This is a genomic window from Pseudomonas neustonica (assembly GCF_003797945.1).
Taxonomy (GTDB): Bacteria; Pseudomonadota; Gammaproteobacteria; order Pseudomonadales; family Pseudomonadaceae; genus Halopseudomonas; species Halopseudomonas neustonica.
On record NZ_RKKU01000001.1, the window covers coordinates 406,193 to 423,471 of the forward strand.

The window sequence follows — 17,279 nt, forward strand, 5'->3', positions numbered from 1 at the left end:
GTCGGAGGATCGGATCAGTTTCAGACTGCCTGATTGAGCACCTGATGAGCGAAAAGTCCATGCCGCATTTTTTCAGTCGCAGTCAAATGCAAGTTCCCCTTTTTATGGGGATGGCGTCACTTGCATCGTTGTTTTGGTCTGCATGTGGTTTTGCAGCCCAGGTGATGTTGACCGATGAGGCAGGCGAGCCTTTGGCCAATGCCGTTCTCATGGTTGACGAGGTTCCGGCACTCGCATCGCACTCTTATGTCATGGACCAAATTGATCGACAGTTTGAGCCGCACGTGCTGGTTGTGCCCAGTGGGTCATTGGTCGACTTTCCCAATAGTGATGATGTCCGTCATCACGTCTATTCGTTCTCTTCCGCCAAACCCTTCGAATTAGGTTTGTTCAAAGGTTCTGACGCGCCGCCGGTGTCCTTTGAGCGTCCGGGGGTAGTGGTGCTCGGCTGTAATATTCACGATGCCATGGTTGGCTATATCCTGATCACCGATAGTCCGCGCTTCGCCGTGAGTGATACACAAGGCATGGTATCTCTTGCGGATTTACCTGCAGGTAAGTGGCCTGTAGCGTGGTGGCACCCCTCCTTGTTTGAGCAAGCCCCAGTTGCCTTGGGCGAACTTGATCTGAGTCAGGCCAGTCAAATCATCAGCTTACCTGTTACGCAAGCTGGTTCAGTGGTGAAGCCCGCATTGTCGCCGCTGCAACAGCGCTTCAAGAATGCGACTCAATAGCTTGATGCGTATTCGCTCGCTGCGTACTCGACTTATACTGACTGCGGTTGGTTTGTTGGCGATAGTGCTGGGCCTGGTTTTTCTGGCGGTGTATGCGAGTACCAACTTCTCAGCCCAGCGTCAGGCGCAGAGGCAGCTGGAGATCGGTAGCAATGTTTTCAGTAACCTGCTGGAGGCGCGTGCCCGTGAACTAACCAATGCCACACAGATTCTGGTAGCTGATTTCGGCTTTCGCCAAGCGGTGGCGACCGGTGATCTTGCGACTATACGCTCAGCGTTGCTTAATCAGGTCGGTCGAATAGGCGCAGACCAAGCCCTTTTCTTCGATGCCAAAGGTGTTTTGCGCATTTCTACTGCCACGGTTGCGGGGGCTGATAAGGTCGAGGTGCAAGCGCTGCAGTCTTTGTCTGATCAGGCGATGATCACAGTTATAGATAATCGGCCCTACCTATTGGTGGAGGCGGTTGTGCGTGCTCCAGTGCCGGTCGGTCAGGTAGCGATGGCGTTCGCGCTGGACACTGCGCTGGCCAACGAACTACAGAAAATTACGGGGCTTGAGATTCGTTTTGTCAGTCGTCGTGACCAAGAGGTTATGAGTGCTTTCTCTACCATGCCGTTCGCGCAGCAGAATATGAGCATGCAGGAAGGGACTCAGCAATTTGCGGATGAGATTTACCTGACTATCCCTATCACCCTGCTGGATCAGGCACCTTATAGCGTGGTTGCTCAGCTAGCCAGCCCCTTGAACGAAGCCTTGGCCAGTTTTGATTACCTCAAGCGTGAGCTGATGATCATCACGCTGATCGCTTTGTTGGTCTCGTCATTGTTGGCAGTGCGTCTGTCTGGCAGTTTGGCGCGACCTGTTACCTTACTGGCATTGGCTGCCGGGCGCATTGGTCGCGGCGACTATAGTGGCAAGGTGGCGTTGCCGCGCACAGATGAACTGGGGATGCTGGCCACAAGCATTGACGAGATGCGGGTGGGTATCGCAGAACGTGAAAAATTGATTTCGTATAACGCACTACATGATCCGCTTACCGGCTTGCCTAACGTTAGCGTGATACGTGAGCGGCTCAGGAGTGCAATCGCGAATGCGCAAGCAGGTGTGCTTGCGCAATGTGACCTGGTGTCTGCCGAGTTGCTGATAAACGCCCGCGGGCAGGATTTTATGGATGCATTTATTCGCCAGTCAGTGACGCGTCTGGTTGATCACCTGCCAGCGCATGCGTTGTTGGCCTGGCAGCCCGGTGTTGGATTTCTGCTGCTGTTGGAGCGGGGTAATCTGGATCAGGCTGTTGTCGATATTGATGCCCTGCTGGCAAGGCTAAGCGAAAAGATGCAGGTCGATGATATAAAGCTCAGTTCGCAATGGGTGGCAGGTGTGGTTGAGTGGCCGCTTAACGGGAGTGATCCACATGAGCTGCTGCGTCAGGCCAGTATCGCACTCGCTGATGCCTCTCCCGGTGCTGATCGTGTTGCCGTCTATCAAGCCCAGCGTGATCGAGCCTTCCAGCGTCGTATTCAGCTGGCGCGGGATATCCGCTATGCGCCGGAGTACAAGGAGCTGTCAGTCGTCTTTCAGCCCAAGCTCGATCTGGCCTCAGGTGAGGTGCGGCAAGTTGAGGCATTGATGCGCTGGACTCATAGTGAGTTAGGGCCAATAGGTCCGGATGAGTTCATTGTGTTAGCGGAGCAGACCGGCAGCATTGGGATGCTGACGCAGTGGATGATGGATGCAGTTGTTTCGCAACTACGCGACTGGATAGATCGCGGCATCGGTTTGCAAGTGGCAATGAATATCTCCGCCCGGGATCTGGATGACCCACTTTTTCCGCAGCGCATCGAGGGTTTGTTGCTGGCTCAACAAATTAGCCCGGCGTATCTGTCGATGGAAGTGACTGAAAGCGCGTTGATGACAGACCCGGAGCGCAGCATTGTTAGTCTGCGTGTGCTGCGGGAGCTGGGTATCGCCCTGGCAGTTGATGATTACGGGACGGGTTACTCCTCACTGGCGATGCTAAAGAGTTTGCCGGTGCAGGATCTTAAGATAGACAAGTCTTTTGTATTGCAGCTGGCTGAAGGCAGCGAGGATGCAGTGATCGTCAAATCAACTATCGAGCTTGCCCACAATATGGGACTCAAAGTTGTCGCAGAAGGGGTAGAGAACCTTTATAGCCTTAACTGGCTGAAGGAGCGGCATTGTGATGTGGCGCAGGGGTATTTTATTAGTCGACCGCTCGCAGCAATTGATTTGGAGAAGTGGCTGGACGATACCCGTGGCACCTTTGGCGGTAGTGAGGGCGCATGAGAAAAACTGTTTTGGTCCTGGTGCTATCGTCTTTTACCTGCATTGCTCACGCTCAGCCAGGGGGGCGGTTGCTGGCTACCGGTGGCGCCACCAGTATTGAGGGCTCGGCCGGTGGCGGAATAGTGCCATGGGCGGTGTTATCCGGTTACGGTACACGCGATGAGTGGGGCGGCGATGTATTTGCTACTCGGGTTGAGACCGGAGACTATCGCCTCGACAGCTATGGCGCCGCGCTCAGCTTGGGTAATCGTTTAGAGTTATCCCTCGCGCGCCAACGTCTGGATATTGACGCGCTTGCAAAAGCCGCTGGGCTGCCGGAAAGAACCCTGAATCAGGATGTTTTCGGACTCAAGGTGAGGCTGTTTGGTGACCTCGTTTACGATTCGCTGCCGCAGGTTTCCTTTGGCGCGCAGTACAAGCGCCAAAACAATTTTCAGATCCCCTCGCTGGTGGGCGCGCGACGCGACGCTGACACCGACTACTACATGGCAGCATCGCGTTTATTTGTCGGTGCTGCAGGCGGGTATAACTTGTTGCTGAATGGCACGCTGCGTTACTCGCGGGCAAACGAGACTGGGTTGCTGGGCTTTGGCGGTGATCGTCGAGACAGTCGCAGTCTGTTGAAGGAAGGTAGTGCAGCGCTTTTACTGAGTCCGCAATGGGTAGTGGGTATCGAGTATCGTGAAAAGCCTGACAACCTGTCGTTCGCCGGTGAAAGTGACTGGCAGGATCTATTTGTTGGCTACTTCCCCAGCAAACGCCTTGGGTTGGTCGCGGGTTGGGCCGACCTGGGTGAAATCGCTACGCTTGAGGATCAGCAGGGGCTATATCTTTCATTGCAACTAAGCTATTGAGGCAGTGTATGCGCCGGTTTACCTTCAAAGATCTCAGTCTGAGCCTGCTTTTCTTGGGGCTGGCTGGGTGTATGACTAGTGCGCCACCTGCAAACGATAGCCTTTATCAGGATCTGGGGTCGCAGGCGGGAATCAATCGGGTGGTGGAAGGGCTGTTGTATCGCATTGCGGATGATCCGCGCATCGTGCACCACTTCGCCGATACCGATATTGCAAGGCTGCAGGAGAAGCTGCAGGAACAAATTTGTGTCGAGGCTGGTGGACCTTGTGAATACACAGGCGACAGTATGGAGCAGGTGCATGCCGGTTTTGTTATCAACGAGACTGATTTTAACGCGCTGGTAGAAGACCTCATCGCCGCAATGGACGAAGAGGGGATCCCCGTGCGGGTGCAAAATCGACTATTGCAACGTTTGGTACCCATGCGAGACGACATCATATACCGCTAGGGGTTTGGCGAATCGCTGCCTGGTGATACCTCTGTGCCAGTCATGGTGACCTTGGTGATAAGGCTGGCCGATGGCATGCCAATAGCTGCACCTTGGGCGAAATTAATGCCCAGCTCTTTCACCTTGGCAAGAATAGCGGGGCTATGCACAAATTCGGCGACCGTCTGCATGCCGAGCTCTTCGGCGAAGTGGACGATGCCATTACAAATGGTCATGGCTGTCGGGTTGGTATCGAGTTGCTTGATCAGGCTGCCATCAATTTTGATCAGGTCGACATCCAGGCGCAGCAGGTGCTCGAAGTTGGAGTAACCGGTCCCGAAGTCGTCAATCGCGATCCGGCAGCCTAAGGTTTTGGCGCGATCGATGAACTGACGGACTTCCGCGTAATTCTCGATACCCTCGGATTCCAGGATTTCAAAAATGACACGCGACCCAATTTGATACTCTTCGACCATGGCAATGATATGGTCCGATAGCGCCTGATCCAGCAGGTCTTCACAGGACAGGTTCAGCGAGAAGGTGTAGGGCAGGTCAGCAAATTGACGCATGCTGCTCTCGACCATACAGCGTGTAATCGATCGGTACAGGCGTACCTTTTTTGCCAGGTCCAGGAAGTGAATAGGTCCGATTGGCTCTCCTTGCTCATCCAGTAGCCGCACCAGGCACTCGAACTTGTCTATTCGGTTGGTCTTGAGGTCCATGATGGGCTGAAAGAAAGGAACTATGCGGCCGCTTCCGAGCGCACCTTTTAGTCGATTGGCCCAGATCAGATTTTGCTCGTAACTCTCGCGAATCTTGTGCCGCTCATCGTAAATGACGTAGTTGTCCTTATTCAGGCGGGCCAGCTCCAGCGCGATATTTGCACCTGGCAGCAATGACTCTCCATTGATCTCATCGCTACCACGCTGTGCGCTGCTCGCGGCGCCAAGACTCGCGTTGACGGGAATGTCCTGGTTTTGCCAGCTGATTTTGAGTGCGCTGATAAATTCCAGCAGGTTATTCAGCTGAGGGCGCAGCGAATCCTCACTTTGTTGTCCGGGCAGCCAAATCGCCAGCTCGTCGGCGGGCATGCGGTACAGTCGACTTTGCTGCCAATCGGGTTCGTCCGCCAGATAATGATCCAGAGAGTGGGCCAACTCGGCAATCACATGGTCGCCGCATTCATGGCCATAGACGTCGTTAATCTCTTTGAATGAATCAAGGTTGAGCAGGATCAGTGAGGCGGTGCGGCGTTTTTTCAAATCGACGATGAGGCGCTCACGATTGGGTAAATCGGTGAGGCTGTCGGTATAGAGGTTATGCAGCTGGCGCAGGATGCCAGCCACAAGATATAGAATCAGCGCTGAGATGATGAGCAAAATCAGCGCGGTAAGGCTGACAATCTTGAAGTTGCTCTTGCGCATAGGTTCCAGCACCGCATCGATTTCGGCCTGCGGTACGCCAATCCCAAACATCATGCCGGCTTGCGTGCGTGAAAAGAACAGCGCGAACTCTCGCTGATCCAGGTTAATCCGCAATTGCTGCAGTGGTGAGGCCAACTGGCGTGTGCTGACGATTTGCGCTGACGTTTGCGGTGTTACTTGCTCATACAGATTCAAATCAATGATAGCGTTGATCAGCTCTTGCGCCTTGGCCACGTTGTCGGCTTCGGCGAGACTGGAAAGGTTGCGGTTCTCGGTATCGAGTAGAAACGAAAAAGTGCCGGGTGTGACTTCTACACGACTTACAGTGCGGACGATATCTTCTGCCCGCCAATCGGTGATGGCCAAGCCGATTGGCTGTTGTTGACTATTGGTAATCAGGGCCGCGTGGCTGATAACGGCGCTCTCGATACTGGCTTTGTAGTAAGCGGGCATCCAGCTATCTGCGGGGTCTGGTAGGTCGCCTGATTGATATTGGTTTGCAAGCCGCGCAAACCACTGCGCAATCATCTCACGCTCGCCCGCCGGGATACTCTCAACCTGTATGTTGTTTTCCTGGCGATAGGCGTAGAGCGCTCTGTCTGCTCGATCGTTGGCAAACCAGACACTGCCCCCGTAACTATCGGGAAAGTCTGTTAATGTTTGCTGCAGGCTTTGACGCAAGCGTTGCGTGGTTAGGCTGGGGCTACTCTGCAAACTATCGAGTAAACTACCCATGCGCGCCAGGCCTTGGGTGTTGTGCTCCATCTGTCGATGGTGTGCATTGATTCGGTCCAGGTTGGCGTAGAACGTGTCGGTTATCTGCCGCTGGCGTAATTCCGCCATCGCGCTCTGCGAGTAGTTCAAGTTCAAGCTGGACATTAGCCAAGTGCCAAACATGAAGATCCCAACCAGCAGGCTGAGTAGGAGCATGATGGCTGGCTTGACCGGGAGCATGGGCATTCCTAGGCTAAAATCCGTTGAGGCCAGAATGGATGCGATTCTGGGCCTGCGTCAACTCTTCCGCGCTCAACTGGCTGGAGAGCTGCTCAAGCTTACGCCTGCCGCGGGTATCACCATTGACCAGTGCGAGGCTGAGCCAGACGTAGGCTTCCTGCAAATCAATGTCGCCGCTGCTGCCCTCAAGATAATCCAAGCCTAGCTGGTATTGCGCTTCGGAAGTGTTTTTGTTGGCCGCTTGCTTCAGCCATTGGCGCGCGCTGGGAGATCCTTTGTTCTGGCTGGCCAGCTGCAGCATAGCCTGTACGTCGCCGGCATTTGCTGCGCGCTCCAAGTACACCTGCGCCTGTGAAAGGTTGGTAGCTGTGCCGGTGCCCTCACGGTATGCCTGTGCCAACAGGTAAGTAGCTTCACGTTGACCCTGATCTGCTGAAGCTTGCAGCCAGCGAAAGGCTTGTTCGTCATCACCCTTGCGACTGAGCAGGTTGGCGAGCATCAGCTGTCCATTAGGGTCTCCCAGTTCTGCCGACCTGGTTGCCCACTGCAAGACCTGCGGTTGATCATTATTGGCCTGTGCGATCACTGCAAGATGATGCTGAGCCTTGGCATCATCATTGGCCGCTGCGGCGCTGCAAGGCGCTGCAGCCTGTTGGAAATTCTTGATGCTGAATAGTAAGTAGCAATCTTTGCTTTCGCCGCTGAGTGAGGTGCTTTCAGCTCTCGTGGGCTGGTTGCTGTTGGACTGCGCCGCGGTAGGCAGTTTGCTGGTTGGTGGTTGCTGGCTGGCGACGCGCTGAGCAAAGGCGTCTACCACGGCAGGGCAGGACAGGTTGTAGCCGCGTTTCAAGCGCTGCAGGCTGGCGGGAGAGGCTGTCTGGCCAGCGTAACGGTTAGCCACAGCACTGCAGCGCTCGTTACGTTCGGCGCGAACAAGATCCAGGTAAGGGGCATAGTCGATGTCTTCGCTATGCAGCCGCAGATACTCGGTCAAGGGGTCGATGTATTGCTGGTCGAATAGCGCTTGAACTTCGGTGTGGCGTGCCTGCTCTTGCGGGTCACTCCTTAAGCTGGATGCCAGTTCAGCCAAGCGCTGGCGCTGGTTTTGCAGTACTTCGCTTGAGCGCGCTAACAGTCCGTCGGGTTTAGACAAGCTTTCGCAGCCAGTCAACGCTGCCGTGAGGCCGAGCAGCAAAACCAAAAGTGCGCGCATGAAATCTCTCTATGATGGTCGGTAACGCTGGGTGGAACATCTTTACAGGCTACTCAGATGATCCGGTATGGCGGTATTACTAAACCTGGCCATCCCTTGCCGTTATCGAGCCGCGATTGTAACAGAGTGGTGCCGTGAGCAAAGCATAGCACTGGTCTTTGAGTTTAATGAGTGGCCTTTTGATGTCATCTGTCTGATATTTTTTGGCAAGCTGGAACGCTTCTTGCGTAAGGCTTCGTAAGCACGCAATTCGCGTCAAATTATTGATCTGGGATGCTCCGAGCAATGGCAGTCGATCGCGCACAAATGATGGGTAACATGCGGACCAACCTGGCCGGCCTGCGACATGGCAGTCTGGGCGTGCCCATTTTGTTGCTGGTCATGCTCGGCATGATGATGTTGCCGGTGCCGCCATTCCTGCTTGACGTACTCTTTACCTTCAATATTGCGCTGGCGCTGGTGGTTCTGCTGGTTGGCGCCTACGCCTTACGCCCGCTGGATTTTGCCGTATTCCCTACTATTTTGCTGGTGGCTACTTTGCTGCGGCTGGCGCTCAACGTTGCCTCTACTCGGGTGGTGTTGCTGTACGGCCATGAGGGGGGCGACGCGGCGGGTAAGGTTATTCAGGCGTTTGGTGAGGTGGTGATCGGCGGTAACTATGTGGTGGGCCTGGTGGTCTTTGCCATTTTGATGATCATCAACTTTGTGGTGGTAACCAAGGGTGCTGGCCGCATCTCCGAAGTAAGTGCCCGCTTTACTCTGGATGCCATGCCGGGCAAGCAGATGGCGATCGATGCCGATCTCAACTCGGGCCTGATTGATCAGGAGCAGGCTAAAACGCGCCGCATGGAGGTATCGCAAGAGGCAGACTTCTACGGCTCTATGGATGGTGCCAGTAAGTTTGTGCGCGGCGACGCGGTTGCTGGTCTGCTGATCCTGTTTATCAACGTCATTGGCGGTCTGGCCATCGGTATGGCGCAGCATGGCTTGCCGTTCGCTGAAGCCGGAAAGATATACGTACTGCTGACGATTGGTGACGGTCTGGTGGCGCAAATTCCGTCGCTGCTGCTGTCTACTGCCGCCGCCATTATGGTGACGCGGGTATCCACCTCAGAGGATATGGGTGCCCAGGTTCAGAGGCAGATGTTTACCTCGCCCAAGGCGTTGGCGATTGCTGCAGCAATTATGATTATCATGGGTTTGATCCCTGGTATGCCGCATTTCTCTTTCATTGGCCTGGGTGCGCTGGCTGCCGGTGGTGCATACGTTATTGCCAAGCGTCAGCAGGTGAAAGTTGAGGAAGATGCCGAGGTTGAGCGCCAGCAGGCGCTACCACCAGCGGTTCAGTCGCCGGAAACCCGTGAGCTGGGCTGGGATGACGTTACGCCCGTCGATATGGTTGGGCTTGAGGTCGGTTACCGGCTGATTCCGCTGGTCGATCGTAATCAGGGTGGGCAGTTGCTGGCACGGATCAAGGGTGTACGCAAAAAACTATCGCAGGACCTGGGGTTTCTGATGCCCTCAGTGCACATCCGCGACAACCTCGATCTGGCTCCCAACGCCTACCGATTGACGCTGATGGGTGTGGGCGTGGCCGAGGCGGAGATTTATCCGGATCGTGAGCTGGCGATCAACCCGGGCCAGGTGTTTGGTGAGGTCAAGGGCGTGGCGGGCAAGGATCCGGCCTTCGGGCTGGATGCGGTATGGATCGAGCCCGCGCAGAAAGATCAAGCCCAATCCCTCGGCTACACGGTCGTGGATGCCAGTACTGTCGTGGCAACCCATATCAATCAGATACTGCATAAGCACGCGCATGAGCTCATCGGCCACGAGGAAGTTCAGCAACTGCTGCAGGTTCTCGCCAAAGCCTCGCCCAAGCTGGCCGAGGAGCTGGTGCCCGGGCTGATCTCCATTTCCAATCTGCTTAAGGTATTGCAGGGGCTGTTGCAGGAGCAGGTGCCGGTGCGTGACATCAGAACCATTGCCGAGGCCATCGCTAACAGCTCTGGTAAGAGTCAAGATCCTGGCGCTGTGATTGGCGCGGTACGTGTCGCGCTTTCGCGCTCCATCGTGCAAAGCATTGTAGGGCTTGACTCCGAGCTCCCTGTGATCACCTTGGAACCAAGGTTGGAACAGATGTTGCTACAGAGTCTTCAGAAGGCCGGGCAAGGTGTCGATGATGGCATGTTGCTGGAGCCGGGAATGGCAGAAAAACTGCAGCGCTCCTTGTCGGATGCAGTGCAGCGCCAGGAAGTGCAGGGCAAGCCAGCGATACTGCTGGTCGCTGGGCCGATTCGCATGATGATGGCCAAGTTTGTCCGCTACGCCGCTCCCGGAGCTCATGTGTTGTCCTATCAGGAAATTCCGGACAGCAAGCAGGTGACCATTGTCGCCACGGTCGGACAGAACTGAGCGAAGGCTCTAGAGTAAAGAACAACAGCCGCCTGGCGCGATGCGCGGGGCTTTGGTAACTGATGAGGTCAGCCATGAAAGTCAAACGTTTCTTTGCCGCCGATATGCGCCAAGCGATGAAACTGGTGCGTGATGAGTTGGGCGCTGATGCCTCCATCATCGCCAACCGTCGGGTTGCCGGTGGTGTTGAGCTGACCGCTGCGCTGGACTACGTGGCGCCGCGTCTTACGCCTCCGACTCCCGGGCTTGATCAGGAACTGAAGAAAACCCAGGAGCGCATTGTTGCCGCTCGGGCTGAGCTGGAAGTGGGGAGCATGGCCTCGCACAACCAGCCGACGGTTAACCGTCAATTATTTGGAGATAGCATGCGTGCGGCTGCGGAGCAGGGCTCGCCCGTGGCGCGTGATTTACTCGACAGGCTTGTGCAGGAGCCGAGCGAAGAGCCTTCAGTGCAGCGCAAGGCCAAGTCGGTTGAGCCGTCTGCGCCTGCCGCTGAGTCGGCTGACGCGGGCGGGCTCAGCGCTATGCGTGCTGAACTGGCTGGGCTGCGTGAAATGCTGGAGTCGCAATTGGGCGGTATGGCCTGGGGGCAACTCAACCAGCAACAGCCCAAGCAAGCGGGTTTATGGCGTCGTCTGACCCAGCTCGGGCTGCCAGCGGAAATCTGCCAGGATCTGCTGCGCCAGGTGGCTGATGTGCCAGATGTGCGCCAAGCCTGGCGCCTGCTGCTGGCGCACCTGGCGCATCGGATCCCTACGTTACGTGAAGAGCTGCTGGATCAAGGCGGTATCATCGCGTTGGTTGGGCCCACGGGCGCAGGCAAGACAACTACACTGGGTAAGCTGGCTGCGCGTTATGTACTTAAGCACGGTAGTCAGCATGTGGCTCTGGTGACGATGGATACCTATCGCATTGGTGCGCATGAACAGCTGCGCACCCTGGGGCGTATTCTGGATGTGCCGGTGCGGGTGGTTGACGAACAAAACAGTTTGCAGGACGTACTGGCTGACTTTTCCGGCAAGCGTTTGGTGCTGGTAGATACGGCTGGCCTGCAGGCCCAGGATCCTTACCTGCGCAGCCAGTTGAGCGCATTGGCGCAGCAGGGCCGGCAGGTACGCAATCTGTTGGTTTTGGCTGCCACCAGTCAGTATCGGGTGATGAAGGCTGCTTACCACAACTACAAGAGTTGCGGTCTCAGTGGCTGCATACTGACCAAGGTCGACGAGGCTGCTACCTTGGGTGAGTCATTAGGGCTGGCTATGGAGCAGGGTTTGCCGGTAGCCTATCTGGCAGATGGCCAGCGAATTCCCGACGACATCAATCGTGCCGTAGGGCATCAGTTGGTCACCCGCGCAGTTAGCATGGGAAGTAGTGAGGCGCCGGCAGATCAGGCGATGGCAGATGTGTTTGCCGGCATGATGCATGGCCAGCGGGCAAGTTAAGCAAATCAATAACTCAAGGTAATCATCGTAGATGGGTAGCAATCATCCGGTTCAGGTTATCGCGGTCACCGGCGGTAAAGGCGGTATCGGCAAAACCAATGTGTCGGTCAACCTCAGCTTGGCGCTGGCGGATATCGGGCGGCGTGTAGTGCTGCTGGATGCCGACTTGGGCTTGGCCAATGTCGATGTACTGCTGGGGCTAAAGCCCAAAGCTACTCTGGCTGACGTGCTGGAAGGCAAGTGTGATCTGCGCGATGTAATGATCAACGGCCCCGGAGGCATTCGTGTGGTACCTGCTGCTTCGGGTGCTGCCAGCATGGTTAGCCTGAGCCATCAAGAGCACGCTGGGCTGATTCAGGCGTTCAGTGAGATTGGCGACAACATCGATGTGTTGGTTGTCGACACCGCTGCGGGTATCGGTGATTCGGTTGTGAGCTTTGTGCGTGCTGCACAAGAGGCCTTGGTTGTTGTCTGTGATGAACCGACCTCAATCACTGATGCCTACGCGCTTATCAAGCTGCTGAATCGGGATCATGGCATGACCCGATTTCGGGTATTAGCAAATATGGTGGGAACTCCGCAGGAAGGTCGCATGGTTTTTGCTAAACTATCAAAAGTAACTGACCGGTTTCTCGACGTAGCGCTGCAATACGTCGGGGCCGTACCTTTCGACGAGGCGGTACGCAAGTCCGTGCAGAAGCAGCGTGCAGTCTACGAAGCGTTTCCGCGCAGCAAGGCTGCCATGGCGATTCGTTCGATTGCGCAAAAAGTAGATTCATGGCCTTTGCCGGCGAATCCTCGCGGACATCTTGAGTTCTTTGTCGAACGCCTGGTACGGCCCACTGGATCAGGCCTATGATTGCAGCGGCTGGCGGATTAAGCATGTATACACGAGCACAAAGTTCTGCAAATAATCAGGATCGACTCGTCGAGCAATATGCTCCGTTGGTAAAACGTATTGCTTATCATCTGCTTGGTCGCTTGCCGTCCAGTGTGCAGGTTGACGATTTAATGCAGGCCGGAATGATCGGGCTGCTCGAGGCCTCGCGGAAATTTGATTTTGGCAAGGGCGCCAGCTTCGAAACCTACGCTGGCATTCGCATCCGAGGCTCTATGCTTGATGAGGTGCGCAAGGGCGATTGGGCGCCACGCTCTGTGCATCGAAATACACGCATGGTGAGTGATGCAATGCGCTCAGTGGAATCTCGTTTAGGTCGTGACGCTAAAGATCACGAGGTTGCTGCCGAACTTGATATGAGCCTTGAGGAATATTATTCAATTCTCAATGACACTGCCGGTAGCAAGTTGTTTAGCTTTGATGACTTGCTGGAAAGCGGTGCGCCGGCTGATGTCCAGGGTGACTATGAACCTTTTTCGGGGTTGCAGGACGAGCGTTTTCGCGTGGCATTGGCTGAGGCTATCGACAGTTTGCCTGAGCGTGAGCGATTGCTGCTGTCGCTGTATTACGACGAAGAGTTAAACCTCAAGGAGATAGGAGCTGTACTGGGTGTGAGCGAGTCTCGCGTCAGTCAGTTACACAGCCAGTGTGCCGCGCGGTTGCGAGCAAGGTTAACAAGTTGGCGAAATGATTGATTTTGTCGCCAGCATCCGGACAATGCACTGGCTGCTCAACACAGCAGCACTGCGCCTTATCCTGTTTTAATGACGTAAACATGAAGATGTTGTGAACAGCGGGTTGTGTCGCAGTGGGCTGCTCAGAATTTCTTTTAACGGCTAGTTTGGCCATTGCAATGGGTTTCGGGGTGCAGGCCTGCACTTTCCCTGGTTTGTACGGAGGTCGACTTGGACAAGAATATGAAAATTCTCATCGTTGATGATTTTTCAACGATGAGGCGCATTATCAAGAACCTGTTGCGCGACCTGGGTTTTACCAACACGGCAGAAGCCGATGATGGCAACACCGCTTTGCCTATGTTGCAAAGCGGCAATTTCGATTTTCTGGTGACTGACTGGAATATGCCCGGCATGAGTGGCATCGATCTGTTGCGTGCGGTGCGCGCTGATGATCGGCTTAAACATTTGCCGGTGCTAATGGTGACGGCTGAGGCCAAACGTGACCAGATCATCGAAGCTGCTCAGGCTGGCGTTAATGGTTATGTAGTCAAGCCCTTCACCGCTCAAGCCTTGAAAGAAAAAATCGAAAAGATTTTTGAGCGCGTACAGGCAAAATAATAATCAACCGGGGTACAGGTTATGTCGTTAAGTAAGGATCCCGGCCAGGCGACTGCTCAGGAATTTGAACATTCCCTGAAGGATAACGCGCGCCAACTGGTCGATCATTTAGAGCAAGGCGACTTTGCTGAAGCCCTGCTGGTGATCCACGCAATCAATCAGGCGCGTGATCGCGGCCTCTATCATGAGGTCGGGCAGCTGACCCGAGCACTGCACAATTCCATCGTCAACTTCCAGATCGATACCACTCACGCGCTGGATGACGTCAACGACACCTCAAAGATTTCTGACGCCTCTGATCGTTTGGATTACGTCGTAAAGCTGACTGATAAAGCAGCTAACCGTACTATGGATCTGGTCGAAAATATTGCGCCCAAGGTCTCTGGTTTGGGTGCGGAAGCAACGTCACTGCGTGCTGATTGGCAGCGGTTGCAGCGCCGCGAAATGGCCGCTGATGAGTTTCGTGAGCTATACAAGCGCATGGATGACTTTCTGGACAAGGTCGAGACTATCAGCACCGATGTGTCGGGCGATCTCAATAATATTCTGATCGCACAGGATTACCAGGATTTGACCGGTCAGGTAATCAAGCGGGTAATTACACTGGTGCATGACGTTGAGGAGAGTTTGCTCAACCTGGTGCGTATGGCCGGTCAAGTTGACCGTATTACCGGCGTAAGTCATACCGAAACAGTCAGCGAGACAAAAAAACCTACAACTAAGGGTGAAGGTCCGCAGATTCATGCCGATACAAGAGAAGACGTTGTATCCGGTCAGGATGAAGTCGACGACCTTCTATCCAGCTTGGGATTCTGACTCCTACAGATAAACGCCAGCGCGCAGCGTGCTGGTTGCAGTCAGGCAGAATGTAGAGTGGTTAGGTTTTCTGGTTCCGGATTGACGACTGATAACAACGGACTGCGTGCAAGCAGCACTATTAGCGCCCGACGTATGCCCGTTTACTGTTAACACGCCCGAGGGGAGTGGGTGCATGAGTTTCGATGCGGATGAAGAGATTCTCCAGGACTTTCTGGTCGAGGCAGGTGAAATTCTCGAACTTTTGTCTGAGCAGCTGGTTGAGCTGGAGAACCGTCCCGAAGACAAGGAACTGCTCAATGCCATTTTTCGCGGTTTCCATACCGTCAAAGGTGGTGCTGGGTTCCTGCAGCTCGATGCCCTGGTAGCCTGCTGCCATATCGCGGAAAACGTGTTTGATATTCTGCGTAAGGGCGAGCGTCCTGTTACCTCCGACTTGATGGACGTGGTACTGCAGGCGCTTGACGCAGTCAACGTGATGTTTGATCAAGTACGCAATCAACAAGACCCCACTCCTGCAGAGCCGGCATTGCTTGATGCGCTGGCAGCATTAGCGCAGCCAGCCAGTGCCGATGTTGTTGCTGAGCCATCTCCGGCTCCGGTCGCAGAGCCTGAATCGACGCCGCCAAGCGTTGCAGCAGTTGAGAGCATTGCCAGCGGCGAAGGTGACATAACCGACGACGAGTTTGAGCTTTTACTTGATGCGCTGCATGGGGATACGCCCGCGGCTTCTCCGGCAGTTGCAGCTCCGCCCGCAGCTGTATCCACTGGCAGCGATGAGATCTCCGACGACGAGTTCGATGCCTTGCTGGATGAGCTGCATGGCCAAGGTGGAGCGCCGACAGGCGCTGCTGCCAAGGCTGCAGCTAGCAATGGCGATGATATCTCAGACGATGAGTTTGAAAGCTTGCTGGATGAGCTGCACGGTAAGGGCGCTGCGCCTGGTAAAGAGGAACAGAGCTCGTCAGGCGCAGCAAAAGCACCAGCAGCGTCCGGGCCTGCCGATCCTGACAAAATAACCGACGACGAATTCGAGTCTTTGCTCGATCAGCTCCACGGCCACGGTGCGGCGCCCGGCAAGCAGGATGCTGCTGAGCAAGCGCCCGTCACGTCCACTCCCAAAGCTGCGGCTACACCGAGCAAACCTGAGCCCAAGCCAGCTGCCAAGGCTGCTACGCCAGCCCCAGCCGCCAGCGCTGCGAAGACAGCACCGGCTGTCGAAGCGCCTGCTTCGACGGCAGAAACTACAGTGCGGGTCGATACCGCCAGACTCGACGAGATCATGAATATGGTTGGCGAGTTGGTGCTGGTTCGTAACCGTCTGGTGCGCCTGGGTTTGAGCAGCGGCGATGAAGAGCTCAACAAGGCTGTGGGTAATTTAGATGTAGTCACAGCTGATTTGCAGATGTCCGTCATGAAGACGCGCATGCAGCCGATCAAAAAAGTATTTGGTCGTTTCCCCAGGGTTGTGCGTGATCTGGCGCGCAGCTTGAAAAAGGAAATAAACCTTGAACTGATTGGCGAAGAGACCGATCTCGATAAAAACCTGGTGGAAGCCTTGGCAGACCCGTTGGTTCACCTTGTGCGCAACTCGGTGGATCATGGTGTTGAGCTGCCCGCCGAGCGCGAGGCTGCTGGCAAGCCGCGCACGGGTAAGGTGGTACTGGCTGCACAGCAAGAGGGCGATCATATACTCTTGACTATTGTCGATGACGGTCGCGGCATGGATCCTGATGTGCTTCGTGCCAAAGCGGTTGAAAAAGGCATGATGGACAAGGATGCAGCCGATCGCCTGACTGAAAGCGAGTGCTTCAACCTGATTTTGGCGCCCGGCTTTTCAACCAAGACCGAGATATCCGATGTCTCCGGTCGTGGTGTTGGCATGGATGTCGTTAAGACCAAGATTTCCCAGCTCAACGGCACGATCAATATCGAGTCTACCAAGGGCCAAGGCTCGCGTATCGCGATTAAGGTGCCGCTGACACTGGCGATCATGCCAACCCTGATGGTAATGCTGGCAGATCAGGCCTTTGCGCTGCCGCTGGTCAGTGTTAATGAAATTTACAGTCTTGATTTGTCACGTACCAATGTCGTTGATGGTCAGGAAGTCATCATCGTTCGTGACAAGGCGCTCTCGCTGTTCTATCTCAAGCGTTGGTTGATGCCTGGTGTTGAAGATACCAGTGATCATTCAGCGGCCAGTGTGGTGATAGTGTCGGTAGGTACTCAGCGAGTCGGTTTTGTGGTCGATCAATTGGTCGGCCAGGAAGAAGTTGTTATCAAGCCGTTGGGTCGTATGCTGCAAGGTACTGCGGGCATGGCGGGTGCGACTATTACGGGTGATGGACGTATCGCGTTGATTCTGGATATTCCCAGCCTGCTTAATCGTTACGCACGGCGCACATAATAGCGCTAGCTTGTTGTTTCAACCGCATCTGCCGCCTACTGTGGCCATGATGAGCTGAAGCAACAAGCAGTTGTTGGTGCTCAGGAAAAAGGCG

General features: G+C 55.1%; 13 protein-coding genes. 11 read left to right on the plus strand and 2 right to left on the minus strand.

Annotated elements, in window-relative coordinates; genetic code table 11:
- The first annotated feature begins 44 nt into the window (after nt 1-44).
- From EF096_RS02005 to EF096_RS02020, 4 genes are read left to right on the plus strand one after another with little or no spacing between them, the layout of a single operon-like run.
- Nucleotides 45-734 carry a methylamine utilization protein gene (locus tag EF096_RS02005; protein ID WP_123887924.1) on the plus strand — a complete coding sequence of 230 codons (690 nt, stop codon included), beginning with the start codon at nt 45-47 and terminating at the stop codon, nt 732-734.
- Nucleotides 721-3,042 (plus strand): putative bifunctional diguanylate cyclase/phosphodiesterase, encoded by a 2,322-nt coding sequence (locus EF096_RS02010; RefSeq protein WP_123887925.1) that lies wholly within the window; start codon nt 721-723, stop codon nt 3,040-3,042. Before EF096_RS02005 ends, EF096_RS02010 begins: the two co-directional genes overlap by 14 nt.
- Nucleotides 3,039-3,896 (plus strand): DUF3034 family protein, encoded by an 858-nt coding sequence (locus EF096_RS02015; protein WP_123887926.1) that lies wholly within the window; start codon nt 3,039-3,041, stop codon nt 3,894-3,896. The genes EF096_RS02010 and EF096_RS02015 overlap by 4 nt, the downstream gene beginning before the upstream one ends.
- A gap of 8 nt (nt 3,897-3,904) precedes the next feature.
- Nucleotides 3,905-4,345: a group I truncated hemoglobin gene (locus EF096_RS02020; protein ID WP_123887927.1), complete on the plus strand. Its 441-nt coding sequence runs from the start codon at nt 3,905-3,907 to the stop codon at nt 4,343-4,345.
- Here the strand turns inward: EF096_RS02020 and EF096_RS02025 are convergent.
- Both EF096_RS02025 and EF096_RS02030 read right to left on the minus strand, forming a co-directional pair.
- Entirely contained in the window at nt 4,342-6,702 is a 2,361-nt protein-coding gene (locus tag EF096_RS02025; protein ID WP_235869597.1) for a bifunctional diguanylate cyclase/phosphodiesterase, read from the minus strand. The genes EF096_RS02020 and EF096_RS02025 overlap by 4 nt on opposite strands.
- Nucleotides 6,703-6,715: 13 nt before the next feature.
- Complete coding sequence (locus EF096_RS02030) at nt 6,716-7,915, minus strand: tetratricopeptide repeat protein (RefSeq protein ID WP_123887929.1); 1,200 nt, start codon at nt 7,913-7,915, stop codon at nt 6,716-6,718.
- Nucleotides 7,916-8,200: 285 nt separating this feature from the next.
- On the opposite strand from EF096_RS02030, the gene flhA reads away from it, so the two are divergent.
- The 7 genes from flhA (at nt 8,201) to EF096_RS02065 (ending at nt 17,185) form a co-directional block, all read left to right on the plus strand.
- A complete protein-coding gene (flhA, locus tag EF096_RS02035; RefSeq protein WP_123887930.1) occupies nt 8,201-10,327 on the plus strand; it encodes a flagellar biosynthesis protein FlhA in 2,127 nt (708 codons plus the stop codon).
- A gap of 74 nt (nt 10,328-10,401) precedes the next feature.
- Nucleotides 10,402-11,769, plus strand: a complete 1,368-nt coding sequence (gene flhF, locus EF096_RS02040) for a flagellar biosynthesis protein FlhF (RefSeq protein ID WP_123887931.1) — start codon at nt 10,402-10,404, stop codon at nt 11,767-11,769.
- A 31-nt stretch (nt 11,770-11,800) separates the two neighbouring features.
- Entirely contained in the window at nt 11,801-12,628 is an 828-nt protein-coding gene (gene fleN / locus EF096_RS02045; RefSeq protein WP_123887932.1) for a flagellar synthesis regulator FleN, read from the plus strand.
- The gene (locus tag EF096_RS02050) at nt 12,628-13,362 is read left to right on the plus strand and encodes an RNA polymerase sigma factor FliA (RefSeq protein ID WP_123887997.1); all 735 of its coding nucleotides are present in this window, start codon (nt 12,628-12,630) and stop codon (nt 13,360-13,362) included. Before fleN ends, EF096_RS02050 begins: the two co-directional genes overlap by 1 nt.
- Before the next feature lie 222 nt (nt 13,363-13,584).
- On the plus strand, nt 13,585-13,962 hold the full coding sequence (locus EF096_RS02055; RefSeq protein ID WP_172830643.1) for a chemotaxis response regulator CheY: 378 nt from the start codon (nt 13,585-13,587) through the stop codon (nt 13,960-13,962).
- A 21-nt stretch (nt 13,963-13,983) separates the two neighbouring features.
- Nucleotides 13,984-14,778 carry a protein phosphatase CheZ gene (locus EF096_RS02060; RefSeq protein ID WP_123887933.1) on the plus strand — a complete coding sequence of 265 codons (795 nt, stop codon included), beginning with the start codon at nt 13,984-13,986 and terminating at the stop codon, nt 14,776-14,778.
- A 175-nt stretch (nt 14,779-14,953) separates the two neighbouring features.
- On the plus strand, nt 14,954-17,185 hold the full coding sequence (locus EF096_RS02065) for a chemotaxis protein CheA (protein WP_123887934.1): 2,232 nt from the start codon (nt 14,954-14,956) through the stop codon (nt 17,183-17,185).
- Nucleotides 17,186-17,279 lie beyond the last annotated feature (94 nt).